General features: G+C 43.8%; 21 protein-coding genes. 15 read left to right on the forward strand and 6 right to left on the reverse strand.

Translation table 11 applies throughout. The features are described 5' to 3' along the window. Positions 1-144 precede the first annotated feature (144 nt). Together MMA19_RS00410 and MMA19_RS00415 are read right to left on the reverse strand one after the other, a co-directional pair. Positions 145-1854: an alkaline phosphatase family protein gene (locus MMA19_RS00410; protein WP_240205200.1), complete on the reverse strand. Its 1710-nt coding sequence runs from the start codon at positions 1852-1854 to the stop codon at positions 145-147. Between the two features lie 28 nt (positions 1855-1882). Further along, on the reverse strand, positions 1883-2692 hold the full coding sequence (locus MMA19_RS00415) for an SUMF1/EgtB/PvdO family nonheme iron enzyme (protein ID WP_236109599.1): 810 nt from the start codon (positions 2690-2692) through the stop codon (positions 1883-1885). A gap of 207 nt (positions 2693-2899) precedes the next feature. On the opposite strand from MMA19_RS00415, the gene MMA19_RS00420 reads away from it, so the two are divergent. The 4 genes from MMA19_RS00420 to MMA19_RS00435 all read left to right on the forward strand — a co-directional run bounded on the left by MMA19_RS00420 (position 2900) and on the right by MMA19_RS00435 (position 6915). Further along, positions 2900-4207, forward strand: a complete 1308-nt coding sequence (locus MMA19_RS00420; protein ID WP_240205825.1) for an anaerobic sulfatase maturase — start codon at positions 2900-2902, stop codon at positions 4205-4207. Positions 4208-4217: 10 nt separating this feature from the next. After that, on the forward strand, positions 4218-5252 hold the full coding sequence (locus MMA19_RS00425; RefSeq protein ID WP_240205201.1) for a hypothetical protein: 1035 nt from the start codon (positions 4218-4220) through the stop codon (positions 5250-5252). Positions 5253-5373: 121 nt separating this feature from the next. Beyond that, positions 5374-6600 (forward strand): sodium/glutamate symporter, encoded by a 1227-nt coding sequence (gene gltS / locus MMA19_RS00430; protein WP_006070520.1) that lies wholly within the window; start codon positions 5374-5376, stop codon positions 6598-6600. Between the two features lie 78 nt (positions 6601-6678). Next, positions 6679-6915 (forward strand): hypothetical protein, encoded by a 237-nt coding sequence (locus MMA19_RS00435; protein WP_240205202.1) that lies wholly within the window; start codon positions 6679-6681, stop codon positions 6913-6915. A gap of 24 nt (positions 6916-6939) precedes the next feature. On the opposite strand, the gene MMA19_RS00440 is transcribed toward MMA19_RS00435, so the two are convergent. Beyond that, a complete protein-coding gene (locus MMA19_RS00440; protein ID WP_240205203.1) occupies positions 6940-7512 on the reverse strand; it encodes a TetR/AcrR family transcriptional regulator in 573 nt (190 codons plus the stop codon). Positions 7513-7628: 116 nt separating this feature from the next. Here MMA19_RS00440 and MMA19_RS00445 point away from each other — a divergent pair, with 116 nt between their 5' ends. The 10 genes from MMA19_RS00445 to MMA19_RS00490 all read left to right on the forward strand — a co-directional run bounded on the left by MMA19_RS00445 (position 7629) and on the right by MMA19_RS00490 (position 17895). Beyond that, on the forward strand, positions 7629-8246 hold the full coding sequence (locus tag MMA19_RS00445) for a glutathione binding-like protein (RefSeq protein ID WP_240205204.1): 618 nt from the start codon (positions 7629-7631) through the stop codon (positions 8244-8246). A 162-nt stretch (positions 8247-8408) separates the two neighbouring features. Beyond that, positions 8409-9083, forward strand: coding sequence for a type 1 glutamine amidotransferase domain-containing protein (locus MMA19_RS00450; protein ID WP_006070516.1), 675 nt, complete (start codon positions 8409-8411; stop codon positions 9081-9083). A gap of 170 nt (positions 9084-9253) precedes the next feature. After that, positions 9254-9838, forward strand: coding sequence for a sugar O-acetyltransferase (locus MMA19_RS00455; protein ID WP_240205205.1), 585 nt, complete (start codon positions 9254-9256; stop codon positions 9836-9838). A 177-nt stretch (positions 9839-10015) separates the two neighbouring features. Beyond that, complete coding sequence (locus tag MMA19_RS00460; RefSeq protein WP_124941918.1) at positions 10016-11641, forward strand: EAL domain-containing protein; 1626 nt, start codon at positions 10016-10018, stop codon at positions 11639-11641. A 229-nt stretch (positions 11642-11870) separates the two neighbouring features. Then, positions 11871-12290, forward strand: coding sequence for a D-ribose pyranase (rbsD, locus tag MMA19_RS00465; RefSeq protein ID WP_006070513.1), 420 nt, complete (start codon positions 11871-11873; stop codon positions 12288-12290). Positions 12291-12323: 33 nt separating this feature from the next. Continuing rightward, positions 12324-13829: a ribose ABC transporter ATP-binding protein RbsA gene (gene rbsA, locus MMA19_RS00470; RefSeq protein ID WP_124941919.1), complete on the forward strand. Its 1506-nt coding sequence runs from the start codon at positions 12324-12326 to the stop codon at positions 13827-13829. Continuing rightward, on the forward strand, positions 13826-14806 hold the full coding sequence (gene rbsC, locus MMA19_RS00475; protein ID WP_006070511.1) for a ribose ABC transporter permease: 981 nt from the start codon (positions 13826-13828) through the stop codon (positions 14804-14806). Before rbsA ends, rbsC begins: the two co-directional genes overlap by 4 nt. A gap of 75 nt (positions 14807-14881) precedes the next feature. Next, a complete protein-coding gene (gene rbsB / locus MMA19_RS00480; RefSeq protein ID WP_006070510.1) occupies positions 14882-15760 on the forward strand; it encodes a ribose ABC transporter substrate-binding protein RbsB in 879 nt (292 codons plus the stop codon). Between the two features lie 150 nt (positions 15761-15910). Then, positions 15911-16831 (forward strand): ribokinase, encoded by a 921-nt coding sequence (rbsK, locus tag MMA19_RS00485; protein ID WP_031494699.1) that lies wholly within the window; start codon positions 15911-15913, stop codon positions 16829-16831. A gap of 59 nt (positions 16832-16890) precedes the next feature. Continuing rightward, the gene (locus MMA19_RS00490; protein WP_006070508.1) at positions 16891-17895 is read left to right on the forward strand and encodes a substrate-binding domain-containing protein; all 1005 of its coding nucleotides are present in this window, start codon (positions 16891-16893) and stop codon (positions 17893-17895) included. A 96-nt stretch (positions 17896-17991) separates the two neighbouring features. Here MMA19_RS00490 and MMA19_RS00495 read toward each other — a convergent pair whose 3' ends face one another. Further along, positions 17992-19134, reverse strand: coding sequence for an iron-containing alcohol dehydrogenase (locus tag MMA19_RS00495; RefSeq protein ID WP_240205206.1), 1143 nt, complete (start codon positions 19132-19134; stop codon positions 17992-17994). A gap of 147 nt (positions 19135-19281) precedes the next feature. Then, entirely contained in the window at positions 19282-19887 is a 606-nt protein-coding gene (locus tag MMA19_RS00500) for a hypothetical protein (protein ID WP_124941922.1), read from the reverse strand. A 436-nt stretch (positions 19888-20323) separates the two neighbouring features. Here MMA19_RS00500 and MMA19_RS00505 point away from each other — a divergent pair, with 436 nt between their 5' ends. After that, entirely contained in the window at positions 20324-22756 is a 2433-nt protein-coding gene (locus MMA19_RS00505) for a glycosyl hydrolase family 18 protein (protein WP_240205207.1), read from the forward strand. Positions 22757-22824: 68 nt separating this feature from the next. Here MMA19_RS00505 and glgC read toward each other — a convergent pair whose 3' ends face one another. After that, positions 22825-24069 (reverse strand): glucose-1-phosphate adenylyltransferase, encoded by a 1245-nt coding sequence (glgC, locus tag MMA19_RS00510; RefSeq protein WP_346657515.1) that lies wholly within the window; start codon positions 24067-24069, stop codon positions 22825-22827. Between the last annotated feature and the right edge of the window lie 42 nt (positions 24070-24111).

The raw sequence follows: 24111 nt of genomic DNA on the forward strand, positions 1-24111 counted from the left end.
TAAAAGTGGTTTGCTGAATAGGGTGACGGTGTTTTGTACACTAAACACGGAGAAAACTTCATGTTTTCCTACATGATTTTGGGTGTGCTCAAGGAGAAAGTTGTGACCAAGAGAGCTCAATGCTCTCTTGGTGGTTAGGATAAGTTAATCTTGAAATACTTCTTCTAACATCACGCCTGTGGCGCCGCTTGGTGCACTAACGTCTAAATATCCAGATAGTGTTGGGGCGATGTCATAAGGCGTGACAGGGCGCGTAACAATTTGGGGCTTAAGATTATGCCCTGCAAAGATGACGGGAACGTGCGTATCGTAGCGCCATGGTGAACCATGGGTTGATGCAATGGTGAGTCCATCCATATCATTAATATAAGTACGAGGACCAAATACCATATAGACGTCGCCGGAACGAAGAGGGTGATAGTTGTTGCGAATCAGTTCATTAACTCGTGAGTCCGCAACTCGATTGCTTGCGATATCCTCACTGGTTACTGCAGTCGCCACCCCTTTTACTTTCATTACCTCTTCAGCGATAACTTTTTGCACATCCCTCAGTGATACTTTTTTAGCAGCAATGAGGTCGTGATCGAGGTAAATATAAGGCTGTGCGTAAAGCTTAATTACGTCTTTTTCCAGACCAAATTCGTTTTTAAGTCGTGTAATAAGAGCGTCAGTCAACAATGCATCCTTATTGAAGTAAAAAGGTTGTCTAAAACCAAGCGTGTTTACAGTTGGAGATGCCTCGGGGACTCCGTGGTCCGCAGAGAGCACGATGAGGGTATTCTCTAGACCAATCGAGTCGTCAACAAATTTGAATAAATCAGCGAGTGTTTTGTCCAATCGGATGAGGTTGTCTTCGGTTTCTAAGCTCGATGCGCCATAAAGGTGAACGACGTAATCATTGGAAGAAAAGCTGATAGCCAGATAATCCGTAGCGTCTCCGCTTCCTAACTTTTCTTGTGCCAGCAGTGTCTTGGCGAAGTCAGCCGTGATTTCATCGCCAGCTGGACTTACTGTCAACATCGTCGAGTAGTACTTATAAGATGCAGGCCCGTAAGGGTGAGGGAAGGTACGGGCAAATCCGCCTAAATCCACTTTATGATCTTTGCTGTTTTCTTGCAGAGAGTAATGGTCTTTAGGTAGTGACAACTCCCATCGCTTTCCTGAGTATTTGGCAGGAATGGCTTTCTCATTCCATCGATCAACCCAAAATGGGTTGGTGTCGTAATAATAATCACTGGTGACAAACTGAGACTGTGCTTTTGAGAACCAAAAGGCTTTACCACCATGTCCAGCCAGGGAAATTGCACCTCTATCTTTCACTGAAACAGAGAAAACGCGTGATTGTCCATTATTGCTGATAACGAGCTCGTCACTAAATGTGGTCGAAAGAATCGGTTCAGGTGAACGACCATCGCCTGCAGCTGCTTTCTGTGTTGGGTCTATTTCAGTGGATTTATCAACGCCTGCACCAGATGTTAACATTGAATAGTTGGGATCTTCGACGTTGTAGACAAGCCTATCTAATCCTCGGTCAAACCAAACGTTACCGACCATGCCATGTACGGCTGGTGGTGCACCGGTTGCTAGGGAAACATGGCCTACGATGGTTTCGGTATTAGCATGTTCATAATTGGCGTTTTTATAATAAACGCCTTGGTCCATAAGGTATTTTAAACCATTGTCTGAGAAATTGTGTTTGTAACGCTCAATCAGATCTGCACGTAACCCATCAACGGTTATCTGCAGCACGAGATTGGGTTTAGACTCTGTTGCTAACGCCGCGCTAGCGTTGAAACACAAAGTCACCAAAAGTGATGCTGTCACTATTGGTTTTATGAGTTTATTCTTATGCATAGTCTGTCCTTGCCGTGACGATGAAAGCTTATTTGTCTTTCGCGAGTCTAAGGCCCATATCCGACATGATGATTGATTGACTCGCAAAGTCGCGTCGGAAGTTTTCAGATTCGTTCGCGTCGTAAGAGAAACTGCCACCTCTTACGGATTTATGTGAAAGCCCTGAGTCTGAATGTTTGGCGTTATTTGGGTTGTTAACAGGAGAAAAACGGTAGAAGCCGTCATCGAAAGCATCTTGAACAAACTCACCTACGTTTCCTGTCATATCATACAAACCTAGCTCATTAGGTTGTTTCATTCCAACTGGGTGAGCGCGATTATTAGCGTTTTCTGAGTACCAGGCGACGTCATCAATGTTGTTGGAACCCGCGTAGATATATCCTTTAGAGTGGATACCGCCTTTCGCTGCAAACTCCCACTCGGCTTCTGTCGGTAAACGATAGTTTTCGCCGGTCATTTCATTGAGTTTCTCAACGAAGTAGTTGGCTTGTTGCCAACTTAAATTGTTAACTGGCACATTAGGTGCTGCGAAGTAACTCATCGATGAACCCATGACGGACTCGAACAGCTCTTGGGTGACTTCAAATTTGGATAGGTAAAAACTATCGACTCGAACAGAGTGGGCTGGACGCTCTGATTTCGCAGCAGTTTTGGAATCTGAGCCCATAGTAAACTCACCACCTTCAACGAGAACCATATCTTGGTTGATACTCATCGCGATAGGATGATTGGACGGACTCGCGCAGCCAGAAAGTAGTATAGGTAGCGCAATGATGGCTAAAACAACAAGTAGTTTTGTTGTATTCCATGCCCTTTTTTCCTCTGAGTAATCAGTCATAGTTTGGCTCTGTAGTGTTAAGAAACATCTCCTCAATTTTAACGACTGCCCACTTTCTTTTTGGTTATAAGCACTATAACGCCCGCGTATTTCGCCCTGATATAAAATGCGATGAGTCTCAACATAAAAGGTGCATGAGTTATGGTATTAAGTGTGAATTCAGCTCAGTCGATAGGCGATTCCCGAAAGACAGAGTCCTCACAGTCAATCCACTTATCGCAAGGTCCCCAGTTCCAAGGGAAAGCTTCCAAAAGAATGCATGTGATGGCGAAGCCCATTGGCGCTGTGTGCAACATTGATTGCAATTATTGCTATTACCTGAGTAAACAAGACCTGTTGGAATACAAAAAAGGCTGTTCTCCAGAGATGAACGAAGAGCTTTTAGAGCAGTACATCAAAAACTACATTGAAGGACAGAATACGCCGGAAATTATCTTCTCGTGGCAGGGTGGGGAGCCAACTATGCTTGGCCTCAGTTACTTCGAAAAAGTGGTTGAACTACAAAAGAAATATCAGCCTGTAGGTATTAAGATTTCAAATGACCTGCAAACGAACGGTACACTGCTTGATGATAAATGGTGTGAGTTTCTTGCTAAGAACCAATTCCTTGTTGGACTGAGTATTGATGGCCCACAGATGCTACACGATGCTTACCGAACCAACCGAGCAGGGCGTGGTACACATAAGCAAGTCATGAAGGCAGTTGAACTGCTGCACAAACACAAGGTGAGCTTTGCCACTTTGACCTGCGTTAATAACCTCACGAGCAAGAATCCTTTAGAAGTGTATCGTTTTTTGCGTGATGAAGTGCGTTCACCACAAATGCAGTTTATTCCAATTGTTGAGCAGAAGTCGTTCCGAACCACCGCACCGCAAACATGGAAATCAAATGAGCAGCTCAAGCAAGGAGACAAAAGACTAATTCCCGGTAACGCCAACTCGATTATGGAATCATGGTGCGTTTCTGATGAAGCTTGGGGTAATTTCCTTATTGCCATCTTCGATGAGTGGATTCAACGAGATATCGGCCGTGTGTTTGTTCAGTACTTTGAAGCGAGTGTAGAAACTTGGATGGGACGAAAAAATCCGTTATGTACGCTTGGTCAATTGTGTGGCAAAGGCTTAGCAATGGAGCCTAATGGCGATGTTTATAGTTGTGACCATTATGTATACCCCGAGTACAAAATTGGCAATATTAACGAAACTAAATTGGAAACAATGGCTTATAGCCAAGCCCAACAAAATTTCGGATTCGCTAAATCTAAGACGCTAACGGCGCAGTGTCAGCAGTGTGACTATCAGTTTGCATGCTATGGCGAATGTCCCAAAAACCGATTTATTAAGACCCGTACAGGTGAGCCTGGGCTCAACTACCTTTGTGCAGGGTGGAAAAAGTTTTTCTCGCACGCAGATAAAGCGATTGCCTATATCTTACGTGCCACCGGCAATCCGGTAGCTCATGGAAAGTACAGCGACCAAGCGATTCGCAATGTTGGATTTGCAACCAAGTTCTAGGAGCCTACCAATGAAAAATAGACATCTGATCGCTTTAGGTGCGATGGCAACGATCTTTAGTCTTTCGGCAGTCAGTGCCGAACCACAGAAAGATCAAGTTACCAAAACCAAACCACAAAGCGTCGCTGCTTCAGCTCAAGAAACTACGGCGCAACAAATTCAGCGCCTGTCTTATACGGCGCAGAATCAGTCAGAGAACGTACAACGTCGCGTTGATGCTTTGCATCAGCTTAGTCAGTTTCCAAACCAGAATGCACTGGTTGCAGTTTCAAGAGCTCTTAAAGACTCAAACTCTGATATTCGACAAGCAGCCATCGTAGGTGCCAAACCTTATCAGTTTGAATATCGATGGAAGTTGGTTGCTCCATTGTTAAACGATGAAAGCAGTGACGTGCAGTTGGCAGCTTTGGTAAATTTGATCCCTGACTACACCAATATGCATGAGCAGCAGCAGCAAGAGCTTGATAAGATTTATCCAAGCGCTATTAAGCAGTTGAAGCAGCATTCTGGTAGTGAAAAGCAGTTACTTCTAGCGGATGTTTACCGTTGGCATCAAGACTTCAGCAGCGCTGAATTAATCTACCAACAGTTGATAACGAACCCTGCAATGGCGACGCAGGTCTCTCTGAGTCTATCGGATAATTATGGAGCGCAACAACAAGATGAGAATGCGCTAGAAGTGTTAAATCGTGCCATAGAAAACGACAGCACTTCAGCTCAATTATACTATTCAAAAGCGTTAACGTTAGTCAGGATAGGCAACAAGAACGAAGCGGCTAATGCTATCGAACAGGCGACGAAGTACTCGCCTGACAACAGTTATTATTGGTACTTGAACGGTGTGCTTCAAGAACCGATTGATGTAGCGAAAGCGACGGATTCGTTTGAAAAAGCGTACTTGATTTCTGGTGCGCCAGAACAACTCTACGCAGTTTGCGACATTTATGTGCGAACTGGGCACGAGAAAGCTGACGCCTGTCTGACGGAGCTAGAAAAAGTCGCACCGCCTTACGTCATTGAAGAACTGAAGAATAAAGGTAAGTAAGGGTACGGAAAGAACAAGTAAGTATTGGTTATCAAGGTTAAAATCTTTTTAAAAAGAGTTGGATAGCGCGCAAAATAAAGGCATTCTATTCTGTATCGTTTTCTAACAGGATGTGGAATACATGATTATTGAAGATGGCGCTGTCCATATTGATTCTTTTTTTGCGGTTACTCTGGGTATTATTGTTCTCTTTGTTGGTCGTAGACTGAATCAGGTTGTTGGGTTCCTAAAAGAATTCAGCATTCCTGAACCAGTCTCTGGAGGAATCGTCTTCTCGGTTCTTTTTGCTCTGTTCTATATGGCGACATCAATTGAGGTCAGTTTCGATCTGATGGCGCGCGATGTATTGCTTGTTTACTTCTTCACTACCATTGGCATTAACGCTAGCTTGAGTGACCTCAAAAAAGGTGGAAAACCACTCGTCATATTGTTGGCAGTGACAATAGCCTACATGATAGTCCAGAATTTAACTGGTATTACCGTTGCTACGGCCTTTGGTTTGGAACCAGTAGCAGGGCTACTCAGTGGCACTGTTTCTCTTATTGGTGGACATGGCACTGCCATCGCTTGGGCTCCAAAAATCCAGGAGCAGTTTGGGTTAAATTCAGCAATGGAACTGGGAATTGCAAGTGCAACCTTTGGTCTTATTCTTGCGAGTATCATGGGGGGACCAATTGCTAAGTTCCTTATCAAGCGATATGACCTTAAACCACAAGAGCAACAGTCGTTAGATGTAGGTGTCTCCGAAAATCAGCCGGAGCCTAAAATTACCTCCTATGATTTTCTTGATGCCATGTTGGCCATTCATACTTGTATCATTGTTGGTGTTTTCTTAAATGAAGGTATTGAGCATTTAGGGTTACAGCTTCCTCTTTTTGTTACCTGCTTATTTGCTGGCATCATTCTTTCTAATCTCGTACCGCATAATTATCCGCGAATTACCGGAACCTCATGGCCTGCGAACAAACCTGCTGTTGCTCTGATTGCGGATATGTCTTTAGGAGCTTTCCTTGCGATGTCACTAATGAGTATGCAGCTATGGACATTAGTGGATCTAGCCGGACCAATTTTCGCGATTTTAGCAGCGCAATTTATTGTGGCGATATTAGTTAATCTTTTCGTTATTTTTCCAGCAATGGGTAAAAACTATGATGCAGCGGTTATTTGTTCAGGCTTTGGTGGGATTTCGTTAGGCTCTACGCCAACGGCAATGGCAAACATGTCCGCGGTTGCGCAAAAGTATGGCAATTCTCATCAAGCATTTATCGTTGTTCCGTTGGTCTGCGCATTTTTCATTGACCTTGCCAACGCATTTATCATCCCGTATTTCATGGGTGTTCTTATGTAAGTTTTATTGAACGTTATCTGATTAGAACTTAAATCTTACGCTGTATACCCTAGGTGCTATGACCTAGGGGATACAGCCATGATGAACAGACAACTAAACACTCACCATCAACTCGACAGTACACTAGCACAACAGCTTGCTGACAAACTCTATCAAGGTTTGAATAGGCATCAGCTTTGTCAGGAGCACGATATTTCACTGCAACAACTCAAGTCAGCGGTAAACCAAGTACGCTTAAAGGAATATCAAGAAATGCCTTGTAGAGATACTCAGTATCTTGAAGCCCTTTACAAACGTTCACTTAGGACACGATGACCTTCAGCTAATCAACAATAGACGTTATTTGATTGCCCTAATTAGCATTTTGGTTGCGATATCAATATTGTCGTAACGTTTTGCTTTTCCTAATACTCGGATACCTTGCATATGGCAAATAATGAACTGCGTAAGAGCACTTACATCTGTGTCCGATTCCAGTTCTTGGCGCAGCTTGGCGTTATTAAGTACTTCTGCGATTGCCTTTTCCAATGTGTCAAATAAGGAATCACTACGTTTGAGTACCATGGCGTTTGTAGCGGCATGTTCTACAACAGCATTTTGAATAAAACAGCCACAGGTGTTGTCTTTCTGCTTCTCAGCAAAAAGTAGCAAGAAGTCTTGGAGCGCTTCCAAGCCGGAGTCGGGTTCTCGCAGTGTAGTAAGTTTGGGGAACGAAATCTGCTCTAGGTAATTGTCGAGTGCTAGATAATAGAGCGTTTCTTTGTCACCAAACGTGTTGTACAGACTAAATCGATTGATTCCTAGAACTTCGATGAGGTCATTGATAGAGGTGTTTGCGTACCCTTTGCTCCAGAACAACGTCATTGCTTGCTGAAGTTTCTCTTGTTTGCAGAAGTTTGCTTTTCTTGCCATCTCAATACTCTTAAACGCGCTTTAACCGTTCAATATTACATAAAATTATTCTTGACCGATCGTTTAGTTTTCTCGTAGATTATATCTGAACGATCGGTTAGATAAAAGGGATAGTGATGAAACTGTACGAACAGGCAGCAACTGTAAGCTGCAAGCGACTCAATTTATTTTTACGCGAAATTGATGCGACAGGGTTTGAGCGAGTTGAAATTAATGTTCGAGAAGGAGACAACCTAAGTGATGACTACAGGGCAAAAAGTGCCAATGGTAAGGTGCCATTATTAGAGTTTGATGATGGTAGTTTCTTAAGTGAAACCGTTGCTATCAGCCGGTATTTTGATGAATTGCAACCGAATGACTTGAACTTGTTTGGGGATAGCGTGGTAGCTCGTGCCAAGGTTGAAATGTGGAATCGCATCGTTGAAATCGATGGAATTCAAAACGCATTTCAAGCGTTTCGAAACACGACTGGGCTGTATAAAGATCGAGAGAATTGTATAGAGGCTTGGGGCGTAGAAGCGAAGCATCGAGTGGAGCTTTTTTTACCGAAACTTGATAAGCAACTCTCTCAATCTGATTACGTAGCGACAGAGCGCTATACCATCGCCGATATTAGTGCTTATATATTTGTTGTTGTGGCTATCAATGCACTGGAGATCGAAGTGTTAGAGCCATACCCGCATATCAAGCGCTGGTTTGAGGTCGTCTCGTCTCGGCCTGCAATGAAAGGCTAACGTACGTGTAAGGATAAGGTAGTTTAGGTTGGTGTCCAGCGCCTTAGGCAAGGTGCCAACCTTTAGTCAACTAGCGTTTGGATTTGAAAATTCTCATAAACTCACTAGGTTTAAAAGAAAGCTCTAGTAGGAGAATTCTTAGTGAGTCAAAAGAAAATACTAATGGTAATCACGTCTCATGACCGTTTAGGCGACGTGGATGAGAAAACGGGCTTTTGGCTTGAAGAATTCGCATCACCTTACTATGTCTTTAAGGCCGCTGGCTTACATATTACTCTTTGTTCTCCTAAAGGGGGACAGCCTCCAATTGACCCCAAGAGCGCACTTCCAGAGTTTCAAACTGAGTCCACTACCAAATTCGAGCAAGATCCAGTCGCGCAAACCCACCTAGCTCAGACTCTTAGATTAGTAGAAGTTCAAGCGTCAGATTATGATGCTGTTTTTTATCCTGGTGGGCATGGTCCCCTGTGGGATCTCACCTGTGACCCTGATTCTGTTTCTCTCATCGATGATTTTTTCAGTCAAGGTAAGCCCGTAGCGACAGTCTGTCATGCGTCCGGCGTTCTTATCAATGTTGTTGGAGAAGACGAAGAACCGATAGTAAAGGGCAAAAGAGTTACAGGTTTTAGTAATAGTGAAGAACAAACCGTTGGTTTGAGTGAAGTTGTGCCATACCTTGTTGAGGAAGAACTTACCAATTGCGGAGGGCTATATTTTAAAGGCGATGACTGGAGCTGTTACGTTGAAATAGACGGGCAATTAATCACAGGCCAAAACCCTGCAAGTTCTGCAGCTACCGCAGAAGCCGTCGTGGACTATCTTAATTCAGGGCGTTAGATATGATGTGTAACTATCTTTTACCATTGAAAGACTCACTACAAAGTGTGATGACGGCGAGATTGTTTGCTTTCGTTGCTCTATATCTGACGTTTTGTTGACATAGTAAATAGTGCAATAGATTCAATTAGAGCAATATATTTTAGTTAATTACTCTACTGGTTCTAGCAATGACAACAAAAACGGAACGTGAAAAGATGTTAGCGGGTGAAGCTTATCAAGCTTGGGATGAAGAGCTGCTTCAAGCGCGTGTAAACTGCCGAAAAATCCTAAAAAAACTCAATGATAGTATTCCTAATACAGAGGATTGGAAACAAGCACAAGAGGCGTTAATTCCTAATCGCTCTGGCAATCTATATTTGGAGCCACCATTTCGATGTGATTATGGTGAAAATATTCATGTTGGAAAAAACTTTTACGCAAACTTCAATTGCGTCATCTTAGATGTCAACGTGGTCGAGATAGGTGACAATGTTCTTTTTGCACCTAATGTACAAATATATACCGCAGGCCATCCATTGGATGTTAAAGGTCGAGTTGAGGATGAAGTGGAGTTTGGCCTACCAATTAAAATTGGGCACAATGTTTGGTTAGGTGGCGGTGTTATTGTTTGCTCAGGCGTTACTATTGGTGACAACGCTGTTATTGGTGCAGGAAGCGTGGTAACAAAGGACATTCCGGCAAATAGTTTGGCGGTAGGTAATCCTTGTAAGGTTATTAAAGAAATCGATAATGGCCAACGATCCAGTCAATAAATGCCTAATTTACGTCTTAACGCAAGAATAAAATAACGCAAAAACAGTAATTTAACTTTGCGTCAAAAAATTGTTGATTAGATAACGATTTTTTGACGTTTTGTTTGATGTCCATTCCATAAAAATTTATCATAACGGCGTTAGTTCTATAAGTTTCTATTTGTAGTGGATTTGGCGTTGCAGTATTCGGATTTTGAATTGTCATTAGGTTTGATGGAAAAAGCGTTGGAAAGTGCCTCTGCTGCTGTCCTAATTACTGACGTCAACGCACATATCAAATATGCTAATAAACAATTCTACAATCTTACCGGATACTGTGAGCAAGAAGTGATTGGGAAAAATCCTAATTTTCTTCGCTCTGGAAAAACAACCGAAAAAACCTACCGTGATATGTGGTCGAAGCTTCTTTCCGGCAAGGATTGGTACGGTGAGCTGATAAATAGAAAGAAGAATGGTACGTTGTTTGTTGAAAAAGCACACATTAGCCCATTCGAGTATCAAGGCCAAAAATTCTATATTGCGGTCAAACGAGATGTTACCTCCGAAAAGAACTTAACTGAAAAACTAAGTGACTTAGCGTATTTTGACGCACTCACTCGCTTGCCGAATAGAACATCTTTTTTCGATCATCTTCAGAATTTCTTAGTAGAGCACCAAGACTCAACTGAACCATATTCGTTGCTGTTAATTGATTTAAATGAATTTAAATCAATTAACGACAGTAAAGGACATGATTATGGTGATCTCTTTCTACAAAATGTCGCCAGACGTTTTAAGAATGTGGTGGGGGAAGGTGGAGTTGTTGCCCGTCTAGGGGGCGATGAGTTCGTCGTGTTATTGCCCAAGTCTGGTGTAGACGTTGCAGAGCGCGTCGCCCAAAATCTACTAGATGCCATAGCTTACATCGAAATCGGTAATAAATCCGAGCGCGGCTCGGCTGCGGTTGGTATTACAACGAATGAAAGTAAACGCATTCCAACAAGTTTGCTTCTTAAGCAGGCTGACCTTGCCATGTATCGTGCCAAACAGTGCCAAACGATGTGGGTAAGTTATAACGAAGAGATGGGAACCCAGTGGGGACGTAAAAAAGCCCTAGCTCAAAGGCTTGCTGAAGCGATAGAACTTCATAAGCTAGAAGTGAGCTTTATGCCAGTCATCGATCTTCATAAGAATGAGGTGGTTGCTTATAAGAGCCGTTTAGAGTGGGTGGATAAAGTTCTTGGTAACGTCGATCGCTTTGAGTTTATTCCTATTGCGGAAGAATCGCAGTTGGTTCGCAAACTTAATCTATTTACTATCGAGCAGGCTTGTAAATACGCAACCGTAGGTGAGCTAAAAACGGTTGCCGTTAAAGTGTCTTCGAAGAACTTTGGTCACGGTTTGTTTGTTCAAGAAGTTATTGAAATTCTTGAGCGCTTTAAATTACCTCCTCAGTGTCTAGTATTAGAAGTGTTTGAAGATATGCTTTCTAAAAAGCGCTGCGTTGATGAGCTATACCAATTAGTCGATTTCGGCTGTCAAATTACCGTCGCAGATTTTGGTATGGGTCATATCTCCATCTCCGAATTGCGTGCGCTGCCTATTCAAAAACTAAAAGTAGGCGCTCAACTGACAGAAGAAATTGCGCAAGATACGTCAGTAGAGCAGGTAGCTAAGGCGATTGTTGGGTTGGCTAACGTGCTTAATATTGAGACTATTGCGGAAGGGGTTACGACTGAACAGCAATTACAGTCGTTAAAAACGATTGGCTGCCATTTTGCCTCAGGTCCTTACATTTCATTTCGTATGCAACAAGGTAGCTAAGCTGCCTATTTCCTTCTTTTAATTCCAATTGTCACAATTTGAAACCATTCACGGAAAACTCATCGAAACGTTTCGATAGTCCGATCTGGCTCACACTTGACCATTCACTCCCTCGATCTTTTGATTAACTACGCTAGGATTATTATCGAAACGTTTCGATGACAAAATTATCAAAAAACATTTATCCAGAATACAGTCTCGATAAAGCCGCATGAAGCAGGTATAAGACATGAAAAAAAGTGCTCTAATTAACTCTGAACTTTCTTACTTAGTGTCCACATTAGGTCACACTGATGAAGTGACTATTTGTGATGCAGGGTTACCTATAGCAGACCACGTGCAGCGCATCGATCTTGCGTTAACTCACGGAGTTCCCGCCTTCCTGGATACGGTTAAAGTTTATCTTGCAGAAGCGCAAATCGAAGGTGTGGTAATTGCAGAGGAATTTAAACAAGTAAGCCCTGAACTCCATGACGCACTGATTACGACGATAGAAGAAGAGAAGCAAGCAACGGGCAAAGCGATTTCAGTTGTATACGTTTCACATGAAGAGTTCAAAGTAAGAACACACGATTCAAAAGCGGTAGTAAGAACAGGTGAATGTACGCCTTATGCTAACGTGATTTTTCAAGCGGGCGTCGTCTTTTAGTCCGGCAAGCACAGACAGTACAGGACAACTAACATGCTGCAACCAATATTACAATTAAGCGATATTGAAAAAGCTTTCCCAGGGGTCAAAGCCTTGGATAAAGCCAGTTTGAATGTGTATCCGGGCAAAGTCATGGCTTTGCTAGGTGAAAATGGCGCTGGTAAATCGACATTAATGAAAGTGTTAACGGGTATTTATTCCAAAGATTCTGGAGATTTGCGCTATCAAGGTACTGAGGCTGCATTCCAAGGTCCAAGAGACTCTCAGCAAGCCGGCATCAGTATTATCCACCAAGAGTTAAATCTAATTCCCGAGCTTACTATTGCGGAAAACATCTTTCTAGGTCGAGAAAAAACGAACGCGTTTGGTCGCATTCTGTGGAATGAGATGTATGCCGAAGCCGATCGTTTGTTGGCTCGTTTGAATGTAAAGCACAGCTCCAAAACACCATTGGGTGAGTTGAGTCTGGGTGAACAACAGATGGTGGAAATTGCCAAGGCACTATCGTTCGAATCAAAAGTCATCATTATGGATGAACCAACCGACGCATTAACTGACACTGAGACTGAGTCGCTATTTAGCGTCATTAATGAGCTGCGCGATCAGGGTTGCGGCATAGTTTACATTTCACACCGTTTGAAAGAAATCTTTGAGATTTGTGACGACATCACGGTATTGCGTGATGGTAAGTTCATCGGTCAACGCACTGTAGCGGAAACCGATGAAGACCTACTTATTGAAATGATGGTTGGTCGTAAGTTAGATGAACAATACCCTCGCATTGATGCGGTTCACGGCAAAACGAGCCTAGAAGTGAAAGACCTGTCAGGCCCAGGCGTGAATGATGTCAGCTTTACCTTAGACCAAGGAGAAATTCTTGGAATCTCTGGGCTTATGGGGGCAGGGCGCACCGAGCTTATGAAGATTATTTATGGTGCTCGCAAGCGTGAGTCGGGCTCTGTGATACTGAATGGCAAAACCATTAATCCAAGTAGCCCTCAGGATGGCTTGGCAAATGGTATCGCTTATATCTCCGAAGACCGTAAAGGTGACGGTTTGGTACTCGGTTTATCCGTTAAAGAGAACATGTCGCTTTGTGCCCTAGAACAGTTGTCTAAAGGTGCCCAGATTCAACATGGTGAGGAAGTGATTGCAGTAGAGGACTTCATTAAGCTCTTTAACATCAAAACACCGTCTCGTGATCAGATCATCGGTAACTTATCGGGTGGTAACCAGCAGAAGGTAGCTATTGCCAAAGGGCTGATGACCAAACCAAAAGTTCTGATTCTGGACGAGCCCACCCGTGGCGTTGATGTTGGTGCGAAAAAAGAAATCTATCAGCTTATCAACAAATTTAAAGCAGATGGTATGAGCATCATTCTCGTATCATCAGAAATGCCTGAAGTATTGGGTATGAGTGATCGCATTTTGGTTATGCATGAAGGGCATATAAGCGGAGAGTTTATGGCACACGAAGCAGACCAAGAAAAACTATTAGCATGCGCTGTCGGCAAAAATGTAAGTGAGGAAGCAGCATGAGCAACAAAACAATGAGCGTTGACACGGAAAAAAAGAAGCCTCTTTTTAACAAAGAGTGGTTAATCGAGCAGAAGTCGCTGATCGCTTTGATCTTCTTGATTGTCGTGGTGTCATTCCTTAACCCTAACTTTTTCACCGTAGACAATATTCTGAATATTCTACGTCAAACCTCTGTTAACGCTATTATCGCGGTTGGTATGACCTTGGTCATTTTGACGGCGGGTATTGACTTGAGTGTTGGCTCGGTATTAGCACTTTGCGGTGCGTTTGCAGCAAGTTTGATTGCCATGGAAGTGCCGGTATTAATCGCCGTTCCTACTGCTTTACTTGCTGGTGCTGCGTTGGGTGCGATCAGTGGCATTATAATCGCGAAAGGTAAAGTGCAAGCCTTTATAGCAACATTAGTAACGATGACCTTGTTGCGCGGTGTCACTATGGTTTATACCGATGGTCGTCCTATTTCAACTGGCTTCACTGATACCGCTGATGCGTTCGCTTGGTTTGGTACAGGCTACGCTATGGGCATTCCGGTACCGGTCTGGATTATGGTGATTGTATTTGCTGCAGCATGGTACCTACTTAACCATACACGATTTGGTCGTTATGTTTACGCACTAGGTGGCAATGAATCAGCGACACGTTTGTCTGGTATTAACGTCGACAAAGTAAAAATCGGTGTGTACGCCATCTGTGGTTTGTTAGCAGCACTAGCAGGCATCATAGTGACTTCCCGTTTATCATCAGCACAACCTACGGCAGGTATGGGCTATGAGTTAGATGCTATCGCTGCCGTTGTTCTTGGTGGCACTAGCTTGATGGGCGGTAAAGGTCGAATCATGGGAACCTTAATCGGTGCTCTTATTATTGGCTTCCTAAACAATGCTCTGAACTTATTAGATGTTTCCTCTTACTACCAAATGATTGCTAAAGCAGTGGTAATTCTGCTGGCAGTACTGGTAGATAACAAAAACAAGTAACAACTCGTAAACACAATTTAACAATAACTGGCTCGACATTAAGTTGAGCCACCCCCTACACAAAGGACTAAAACGATGAAAAAACTAGCAACTCTTATCTCTGCTGCGGTACTTTCTGCTTCGATGTCTGCAACGGCATCTGCACAAGACACGATGGCAATTGTTGTATCTACTCTTAACAACCCATTCTTTGTAACCATGAAAGAAGGCGCAGAGGCAAAAGCAAAAGATTTGGGTTATAACCTGATCGTTTTGGACTCTCAGAATGACCCAAGCAAAGAGCTGTCAAACATCGAAGATTTAACCGTTCGTGGCGTCAAAGCGATTCTGATCAACCCAACAGACTCTGACGCAGTATCTAACGCAATTCGCATGGCTAACCGTTCTAATATCCCAGTACTCACTCTTGACCGTGGTGCAAGCCGTGGTGACGTAGTTAGTCATATCGCGTCTGATAACGTAGTCGGTGGTGAAATGGCTGGTCACTACATTATGGAAAAAGTAGGTGAGAAAGCGAAAGTTATCCAACTTGAAGGTATTGCTGGCACGTCGGCAGCTCGCGAACGTGGTGAAGGCTTCATGAACGCTGTAAAAGGTTCTCAAATGGAGCTCCTTGCTAGCCAACCAGCAGACTTTGACCGTACTAAAGGTCTGAATGTAATGGAAAACCTTCTAGCAGCTAACCCTGATGTTCAAGCGGTATTCGCGCAGAACGATGAAATGGCACTGGGCGCACTTCGTGCGGTTGAAGCAGCTGGTAAAGACGTGATGATTGTTGGTTTTGATGGCACAGAAGACGGTATGGCAGCGGTTAAACGTGGCAAACTGGCTGCAACTATCGCTCAGCAACCTGACATGATCGGTGCATTAGGTGTTGAAACAGCAGATAAAGTACTGAAAGGCGAAAAAGTCGAAGAGTACATTCCTGTACCACTTAAAGTAGTGACTGAATAATCACCAGACTCCCTCTTTTGAGGATAGTAAAGCTCTCCTTTAACAAAAGGAGAGCTTTGAATAAAGCAAGCCTGTCTCGTCCAAGTTAATTTCGGCCTGTCATATCAAGGCAACCCCAAGTTAATTTATTTGAGTAAAAAGGAACAATGTATGAATAAACTCATCGTATTGGGTAGTGTGAATGCAGATCATGTGCTGCAAGTTCCTTCTTTCCCTAGACCGGGTGAAACCTTGCACGGTATGAATTACCAAGTGATTCCAGGTGGTAAAGGTGCAAACCAAGCTGTAGCCGCGGCGCGCCTTGGTGGAGATACTGGCTTTATTGCCTGTGTAGGCGATGATGCGTTTGGCATTAACATTCGCGAAGCATTCAAAGCTGACGGTATCAATATCGCGGGTGTGCAATTGGAGCCAGGAACCCCAACAGGTATCGCGATGATACAAGTAGCAGAAAGCGGTGAGAATAGTATTTGTATTTCTGCAGAAGCGAACGCAAAGTTAACTACTGCTCGCGTTGAACCACATAGGACGATGATTGAAAACGCAAAATATTTGCTGACACAGCTTGAGACTCCTATTGAAGGTATAGAGTATGCGGCAAAACTGGCAAAACAATCGAAAACTAACGTAGTCCTAAATCCCGCACCTGCAATGGCGTTACCAGACTCTCTGCTTGAGTGTGTTGATGTGATCACGCCAAACGAAACAGAAGCGGAAGTACTCACTGGTATTACAGTCACTGACGATGAGTCAGCACAAGAAGCAGCGAATGAACTTCACCGTAAAGGCATTGAAATTGTCATGATTACGCTGGGTTCAAAAGGTGTATGGTTAAGTCAAAATGGTCGTGGAGTGCGTATCCCTGGTTTTAAAGTAGATGCAACGGACACCACGGCTGCGGGTGATACATTTAATGGCGCGTTGGTTACTGGTTTAATTGAAGGAAAATCGATTGAAGAGGCGATCGTTTTTGCTCATGCTGCTGCCGCTATTTCGGTGACTCGATTTGGTGCTCAGACTTCCATTCCTTCGTTAGATGAAGTAAAAGAGTTTTTAGAGCAAAAAGCTTAAAATAAGGCGCTGATATTAGGCGACTACAATGCATAAGCAGTAGCGGAGAGCATTGCCCAATGGCAACGATGAAGGACATAGCAAGACTAGCTGGCGTATCCACATCGACAGTGAGTCATGTCATCAATAAAACACGGTTTGTGAGTGAAGAGATTTCGGAGCGTGTGAATAGCGCAGCGAAAGAGCTGAACTATGCCCCCTCAGCACTAGCTCGTAGCTTAAAAATGAACCGTACACGAACAATTGGAATGTTAGTGACAACCTCAACCAACCCGTTTTTTGGCGAGGTGGTGAAAGGGGTAGAACGTAGCTGTTATCATCAAAACTACAACCTTATTCTGTGCAATACAGAAGGGGATACTGAGCGCATGAGAGCATCCATCGATACGCTTCTGCAAAAGCGTGTTGATGGGCTGATTCTTATGTGTTCGACACTAGAAGGTGAGAAACTAGATATTTTCGACCAGTACCCAACTATACCGGTGGTAGTAATGGACTGGGGCCCTATCCATTTTGAAAGTGACAAAATTCAAGATAACTCTTATCTAGGAGGTTATCTAGCGACTAAGCACTTGATCGAATGTGGGCATAGGGAAATTGGTTGTATCACTGGACCATTGAATCGCCATCAGGCTTTGATGCGTTACGAGGGCTACAAAAAAGCTCTAAAAGAACATTCGCTGCCACTAAATCCCGACTGGATTATTGAGTCAGATTTTGAATGTGATGGTGGAGCTAAGTCTCTAGAGATATTAATGTCTCGTGGTGCATTACCGAGTTCGATATTTGTGTGCAATGACATGATGGCGATGGGCGCCATAAATATCGCTCATGACAAAGGCGTAAAGGTGCCCGAAGAGCTGTCTATAATCGGCTATGATGATATTCACATAGCAAAATACATGACGCCTGCTTTAACAACGATTCACCAGCCTAAATATCGGTTGGGTAAAGCTGCAGTTGAAACCTTGTTAGCCAAAATAGATAAAACGACAGAGGTTCCTGACGTAGTACAGTTAGAGCCAACCCTAGTGGTGAGAAACAGTGTAAAGTCAGTATTGTAGGCTGTTCACGACAAAATAAAAAAAGCACCTTGCATTTGGCAGGTGCTTTTTTGATGTTATTGGTATGTGTTTCAATTACAGCGTTCTACTGAGAATTTACAGCGCGTTAGTGAGAATTTCTCGGCTGACGTCTAGGGTAATTGCTTGATTCTCACCTAACTTAACATAGCCATTTTGTTCAAGCTTCGCTAAGACTGCCTCTACTGCATCAGACTTGTCACCGCTTACTTCGGATAGTTGAGCATCAACATTTAGGCTGGCATAGAAAGCTTCAATTGCACTGATGGTGCGCTCCGCAAGATCATCGCTATCTTCTAATTGGAAGACGTTGCGTCCCATCTGCTCAATTTTCCCACGCTTGAAAGTCATCTGACTGCGTAGCAGTGACGGTTGAATAATCGCCAGTGAGCGAGCGTGATCAACATTCCAAAGAGCGGTCAGTTCGTGGCCGATCATATGAGTAGCCCAGTCTTGAGGCATCCCTGTACCAATTAAGCCGTTAAGTGCTTGGTTAGCTGTCCACATTAAGTTTTCACGCCACGCATCATCGCGTTGCTCAAACTTAGCTCCGAGCTGGAGCAGGTTACGTAGCAGCACTTCAGCATACCCTTCCTGAACCATGTTGCCTGTCTGAGTAGTGATGTATTGCTCGCAAACGTGAACCCATGCATCAACAAGCCCATTAATCAGTTGACGCTCTGGCAATGTCTTCATTGCATCCGGGTCGAGTACTGCGAACTGAGGTCGAACTAGTGGTGTCATGAAGCCCAGCTTTTCATGAGTCGACTTCTTGGTGACAACCGCGCCCATGTTTGACTCGGAACCTGTTGCTGGTAACGTCAGTATTACCCCGATAGGCACAGCTGTTTCAGGTTTATATTGGCCTGTAATTAAGTCCCAGCTGTCGCCATCGTGCAATGACGCTGCGGCGATGTACTTAGTTCCATCAATAACAGAACCACCACCCACTGCGAGCAAATAATTAACGCCTTCAGATTTAACCAGTTCGATAGCCTTATCTAAGGTCTCTTTAGTAGGATTGGCTTCTACGCCTGAGAACTCTAACCATGTGTGATTTTGCAAAGCTTCAACGACTTGATCGTAGACTCCGTTGCTTTTAATGGAGCCGCCGCCATAGATAACGAGTACTTTGGAGGTCGTTGGTATGCTAGAAGAGATCTGTGCAATTTGGCCTTGGCCGAAATGAATCACTGTAGGGTTTACGTAGCTAAATTTCATAGTATTGCCTCACATTCCAATGTAGTAAATGCACCTTAATTATGAAGAGGGCGCATTGCATTTATGCTACTTATGTTTGGGGCAAATAGATCAGGCTTCAAGTGTTAAACCTGATCTATCTGTAATGATGGGCGAATTAATGCGCAGTTAAGAGCAATTAGGGGATAGGCCAGCAATCTCTCGTTCTTGCTGTAGTTCTTTATGGAATGCTTCTAATTGGGTTTGTGCGACGGCTGGATCGTTGATGGATGAACTCATCTTAACGAATTTGCTCACCGCTCGATCAACGCCTTCAGTATTATCACGGTCAAAGTCGATCAGAGCCTGCATAGCGACTCCTGCTTCCTTATAAGATTCTTGAGATGCATTCTCGGCAGCAAGTGCTGAGCGGTATGCATTATCGTGTTGACAGGAAATTAATGCGTTCACCGAAGCATCGATATCGGGACCAAAATCTAACGAGGGCTTAGCGGGTGCAGGTGCTTTCTGCTGTTGTGCTTCTTGTTGTTGGTCTTTGGCATATCCATCTACGGCTCCGGCAGTACCGCCAGCTAGAGCCCCTGCCGTAACATTTCGACTCAATCGGTAGGTGTCTACTTCGCCATCAACGATTAGATCGGTAAGTGCCCCCAACATACCAGCAGAGACCGCACCAACTGCCGCGCCTTCTGCAGCCCCTTGTGTAGTATTGGCGCCACAGCCCAATAGTAAGACAGAAGAAATGGCGACAGCTAATAACGAACGTACTTTCATGATCAATTCCTTGTCATTGATAGTTATTGGGCCAGTATAGGATGGATCTGCAAATTTTTCTCCATTTAATTAGTATGTTAGCGAAGTAATTAACATATTAAACTGACGCAAGATCGATTCATTATTTAATTAACTTCGGTGGTATTGGGAAGAAATATAAAACTCTGTTATTTAACCTATCGAATCATTATTAATCTGTATTCTTGACGCAAAATAAGTGTCCCGTCATTTCAGTGTAACAGCAATTAATTGCGAGACATTTCTTAAAAACCATCAATAGAATTCTCAATAACGGCTCAAAAGTTACACTTTATTTTTGTCGTATCTAAAGTGTGTTTCTGAGATGTAATTGAATTGTAAATTCACAAAAAAGTCGTAGTCCTTGTGATTCATTGCATCATTGTGAAATTTTCTACTAGTTAAGAAAGGATTCGTAATGGAACATACTAGAAATCTCACACCTACATTGAAGGTAGGTTCTCTAAGCTTATTAGCACTGGTTTGTGCTGCTTCACTATATGGTAATAATGCTCAAGCGAACACATCACAAACTGACTGTCGTCCAGATGGCTTATATCAGACACCAGGCATAACGGTACCTTATTGCACTATTTATGATGCAGAGGGGAGAGAGTTGATGGGGGCGGACCACCCACGTCGAGTAATTGGTTACTTTACGAGTTGGCGTTCAGGGAATGATCCTCAGGCTGCCTACTTAGTTAAAGATATTCCTTGGGACCAATTGACTCATATCAACTACGCGTTCGTCAGTATAGGCTCAGATGGCAAAGTTAATATTGGTGACGTTAATGATCCGAACAATGTAGCTGTAGGTCAGGAATGGCCTGGTGTGGAAGTTGATCCTGCGCTTGGCTTTAAAGGCCATTTTGGGGCGTTAGCGACAGCGAAAAAGAAACATGGTGTAAAAACCCTTATCTCTATAGGCGGCTGGGCTGAGACCGGTGGTCATTTCGCTACCGACGGTACACGAGTTGCTGACGGTGGTTTCTATACTATGACCACTAATGCTGATGGCTCGATTAATCATCAAGGAATTGAAACCTTTGCTACTTCAGCCGTTGAAATGATGAGAACGTATCAGTTTGATGGTTTGGATATTGACTATGAATATCCTACCTCAATGGCAGGCGCGGGTAACCCAGATGACAAAGCGTTTGCAGAAAGCCGAAGAGCGCATCTTTGGAAGTCTTATGAAGTGTTGATGAAAGTACTGCGTGAGAAACTGGACGCGGTCAGTGCTCAAGATGGTGTGCATTATATGTTGACGATTGCGGCACCTTCCTCAGGCTACTTACTGCGTGGTATGGAAACCATGTCAGTGACCCAATATCTTGATTATGTGAATATTATGTCCTACGACCTCCACGGAGCCTGGAATGACCATGTAGGCCATAACGCAGCCCTTTATGACACAGGTGAAGACTCTGAACTGGCACAATGGAATGTCTATGGAACAGCAGCTTATGGTGGCATCGGGTACTTAAACACTGATTGGGCTTATCATTATTTCCGTGGTTCCATGCCTGCTGGTCGAATCAATATTGGTGTTCCGTACTATACCCGAGGATGGCAAAACGTTTCTGGTGGCAACAACGGCCTATGGGGACGAGCACCACTTCCGAATCAATCTGAATGCCCAGCGGGAACGGGAGAAGGAGAGAAAAACAACTGTGGATACGGTGCTTTAGGTATCGACAATATGTGGCATGATAAGGACGTTAACGGCAATGAAATGGGCGCAGGTTCTAACCCTATGTGGCATGCGAAGAACTTAGAAAAGGGTATCTGGGGCTCCTATGCACAAGCCTATGGTTTAGATCCTGTAAACGACCCAAGCGATAAGTTTGTAGGAACCTACACTCGTAACTATGACAGCGTTGCCGTCGCACCTTGGTTGTGGAATGCAGAAAAGAACGTTTTCCTTTCTACTGAAGATGTAGAATCTATTGATGTAAAAGCGCAATACGTTATTGATAAAGAAATCGGTGGCATCATGTTTTGGGAACTTGCGGGTGACTACAACTGTTATGTACTAGACGCTAATGGTAATCGTGGAGCGGTTGATCTTACGGAACAAGCATGTGCAACTGGTAATGGTGAATATCATATGGGTAATAGCATGACCAAAGCCATGTACGACAAATTCTTGAGTGCTAGCCCGTATGGCAATAAAGTTGCTACGGGCGCGATACCAACTGAGGCTGTTGATATTGCTGTTTCTATCGATGGTTTCAAAGTAGGTGACCAAAATTACCCAATCAATCCTAAAATCACTTTCACCAACAATACAGGCACCGACATTCCAGGTGGCACTGAGTTTCAATTTGATATTCCAGTATCGGCACCGGACAACGCTAAAGACCAGTCTGGCGGTGGACTAAAAGTTATCGCTTCTGGTCATACTAGAGCGAATAATATCGGTGGTCTAGACGGACCAATGCATCGCGTCGCCTTTACGCTACCAAGCTGGAAGAGTTTAGCTGCTGGGGCGAGCTATGAACTGGATATGGTGTACTACCTACCTATCTCAGGTCCTGCTAATTATGCAGTCAATGTTAATGGTGTCGACTATGCATTTAAGTTCGAGCAGCCTGATCTTCCTCTTGCTGACTTGAACGCTGGTGGTGGGAATAATGGCGGTGGCGATGGAGGTGGTAACTCTGGAACGTGTAATACCACCGGAGTAAATGCTTATCCAAACTTCCCTCAAACGGACTGGAAAGGTGACCCTAGCCACGCGAGTGGTGGTGATAAAATGAGTCACAACGGAGTGGTTTACAAAGCGAAATGGTGGACGAACTCGGTGCCAGGAAGTGACGGTAGTTGGGAACAAGTCTGCGTTATCTAATAGATAGCAACTAAACAGCAAAGCCGCCAAGTTATATTGGCGGCTTTTGTAATTTATGTCATAGATTTTTAGTCTACAAATACATAGCCTTCCGGTACAACAACAATACCTTTCTCTGAAATATGAAAACGCTCCGCGTCTTGTGATGGGTTTAGGCCAATCACTGTACCGGCAGGAATGACAACGTGCTTGTCGACAATACAGTTTGCTAATTGACAGTTTTCACTGACGGTAACCTCTCCAAACAAAATACTGTCAGCAATGGTCGCACCATCATTGATTCTTACGTTGGATGACAGAATGGAGTGGTGGACTGAACCACCAGAATTGACCACACCGTTGGCGATAATCGAATTAATAAATATGCCTTCGTTCCCAGTCGCAGAAGGGACAGTGCGTGCTGGAGGCAACTGAGGTTCATATGTCCGTATTCCCCAGTTTTCTTGATATAAATTCATTGGTGGAACAGGCTCTAGTAAGTCCATATTCGCCTCATAGAACGAATCAATAGTGCCGACATCTCGCCAGTAGCAATCTCGTGCCACGCGGCCTTTATCTTGGCCGAAGTTGTAAGCATAAACACCTTGTGAGTCTATCAACTTAGGAATGATATCCTTTCCGAAATCGTGACTTGAACTATCCAGTTCAGCGTCATCTTCTAGAGCTTGCTGAAGTGTTTCCATATCAAATACATAGATGCCCATAGAGACAAGGGAACGATGAGGGTCTGTCGGCATGGCCGCTGGATCTGCTGGCTTTTCAGCAAATGCTGTTACTTGCAACTCAGCATTGGTCGCCATTACTCCAAACGCACTGGCTTCATCTCGAGGTACGTCCATACAAGCAACCGTAAGTTTAGCGCCAGTTTGTTTGTGCTCTTCAACCATAGCTGCGTAATCCATACGATAGATATGGTCGCCTGACAACACAACTACGTGCTTAGCGTCACTTCGTGAGAGGAGCCACATGTTGTGATAAATAGCATCGGCAGTGCCTTCATACCATTTGCCGCCTTTTCTCATTTGCGGTGGTACGACGGTAATAAATTCTTTTAGTTCAGGATTGAAGATCGACCAACCGTCTCGGATATGTTTATGTAAGGAGTGAGACTTGTATTGGGTGAGAACCAGAATTTGCCGTAGTCCAGAATGCAAACAGTTGGTTAGCGTAAAGTCGATAATTCGGTATTTGCCACCGAAGGGTACGGCAGGTTTAGCGCGGTCATCGGTTAGAGGGCTTAACCGTGAACCCATGCCTCCTGCGAGAACAATCGTAAGGACATCTTGCATCGTCTTCTCCCTGAATGTGTGCAATTTTTATGGGGGTCTATTAATCCTTACAAGATCTACGCCATA

Origin of the sequence: Vibrio sp. CyArs1 (assembly GCF_022432925.1) — a bacterium.
Classification (GTDB): domain Bacteria; phylum Pseudomonadota; class Gammaproteobacteria; order Enterobacterales; family Vibrionaceae; genus Vibrio; species Vibrio mediterranei.

Excerpts from the sequence above, each read along its gene's own strand:
- MMA19_RS00410 (WP_240205200.1), bottom strand. The coding sequence starts at position 1,854 with ATGCATAAGAATAAACTCATAAAACCAATAGTGACAGCATCACTTTTG.
- MMA19_RS00415 (WP_236109599.1), bottom strand. The coding sequence starts at position 2,692 with ATGACTGATTACTCAGAGGAAAAAAGGGCATGGAATACAACAAAACTA.
- MMA19_RS00425 (WP_240205201.1), top strand. The coding sequence starts at position 4,218 with ATGAAAAATAGACATCTGATCGCTTTAGGTGCGATGGCAACGATCTTT.
- gltS (WP_006070520.1), top strand. The coding sequence starts at position 5,374 with ATGATTATTGAAGATGGCGCTGTCCATATTGATTCTTTTTTTGCGGTT.
- MMA19_RS00435 (WP_240205202.1), top strand. The coding sequence starts at position 6,679 with ATGATGAACAGACAACTAAACACTCACCATCAACTCGACAGTACACTA.
- MMA19_RS00440 (WP_240205203.1), bottom strand. The coding sequence starts at position 7,512 with ATGGCAAGAAAAGCAAACTTCTGCAAACAAGAGAAACTTCAGCAAGCA.
- MMA19_RS00445 (WP_240205204.1), top strand. The coding sequence starts at position 7,629 with ATGAAACTGTACGAACAGGCAGCAACTGTAAGCTGCAAGCGACTCAAT.
- MMA19_RS00450 (WP_006070516.1), top strand. The coding sequence starts at position 8,409 with ATGGTAATCACGTCTCATGACCGTTTAGGCGACGTGGATGAGAAAACG.
- MMA19_RS00455 (WP_240205205.1), top strand. The coding sequence starts at position 9,254 with ATGACAACAAAAACGGAACGTGAAAAGATGTTAGCGGGTGAAGCTTAT.
- rbsD (WP_006070513.1), top strand. The coding sequence starts at position 11,871 with ATGAAAAAAAGTGCTCTAATTAACTCTGAACTTTCTTACTTAGTGTCC.
- rbsA (WP_124941919.1), top strand. The coding sequence starts at position 12,324 with ATGCTGCAACCAATATTACAATTAAGCGATATTGAAAAAGCTTTCCCA.
- rbsC (WP_006070511.1), top strand. The coding sequence starts at position 13,826 with ATGAGCAACAAAACAATGAGCGTTGACACGGAAAAAAAGAAGCCTCTT.
- rbsB (WP_006070510.1), top strand. The coding sequence starts at position 14,882 with ATGAAAAAACTAGCAACTCTTATCTCTGCTGCGGTACTTTCTGCTTCG.
- rbsK (WP_031494699.1), top strand. The coding sequence starts at position 15,911 with ATGAATAAACTCATCGTATTGGGTAGTGTGAATGCAGATCATGTGCTG.
- MMA19_RS00490 (WP_006070508.1), top strand. The coding sequence starts at position 16,891 with ATGGCAACGATGAAGGACATAGCAAGACTAGCTGGCGTATCCACATCG.
- MMA19_RS00495 (WP_240205206.1), bottom strand. The coding sequence starts at position 19,134 with ATGAAATTTAGCTACGTAAACCCTACAGTGATTCATTTCGGCCAAGGC.
- MMA19_RS00500 (WP_124941922.1), bottom strand. The coding sequence starts at position 19,887 with ATGAAAGTACGTTCGTTATTAGCTGTCGCCATTTCTTCTGTCTTACTA.
- MMA19_RS00505 (WP_240205207.1), top strand. The coding sequence starts at position 20,324 with ATGGAACATACTAGAAATCTCACACCTACATTGAAGGTAGGTTCTCTA.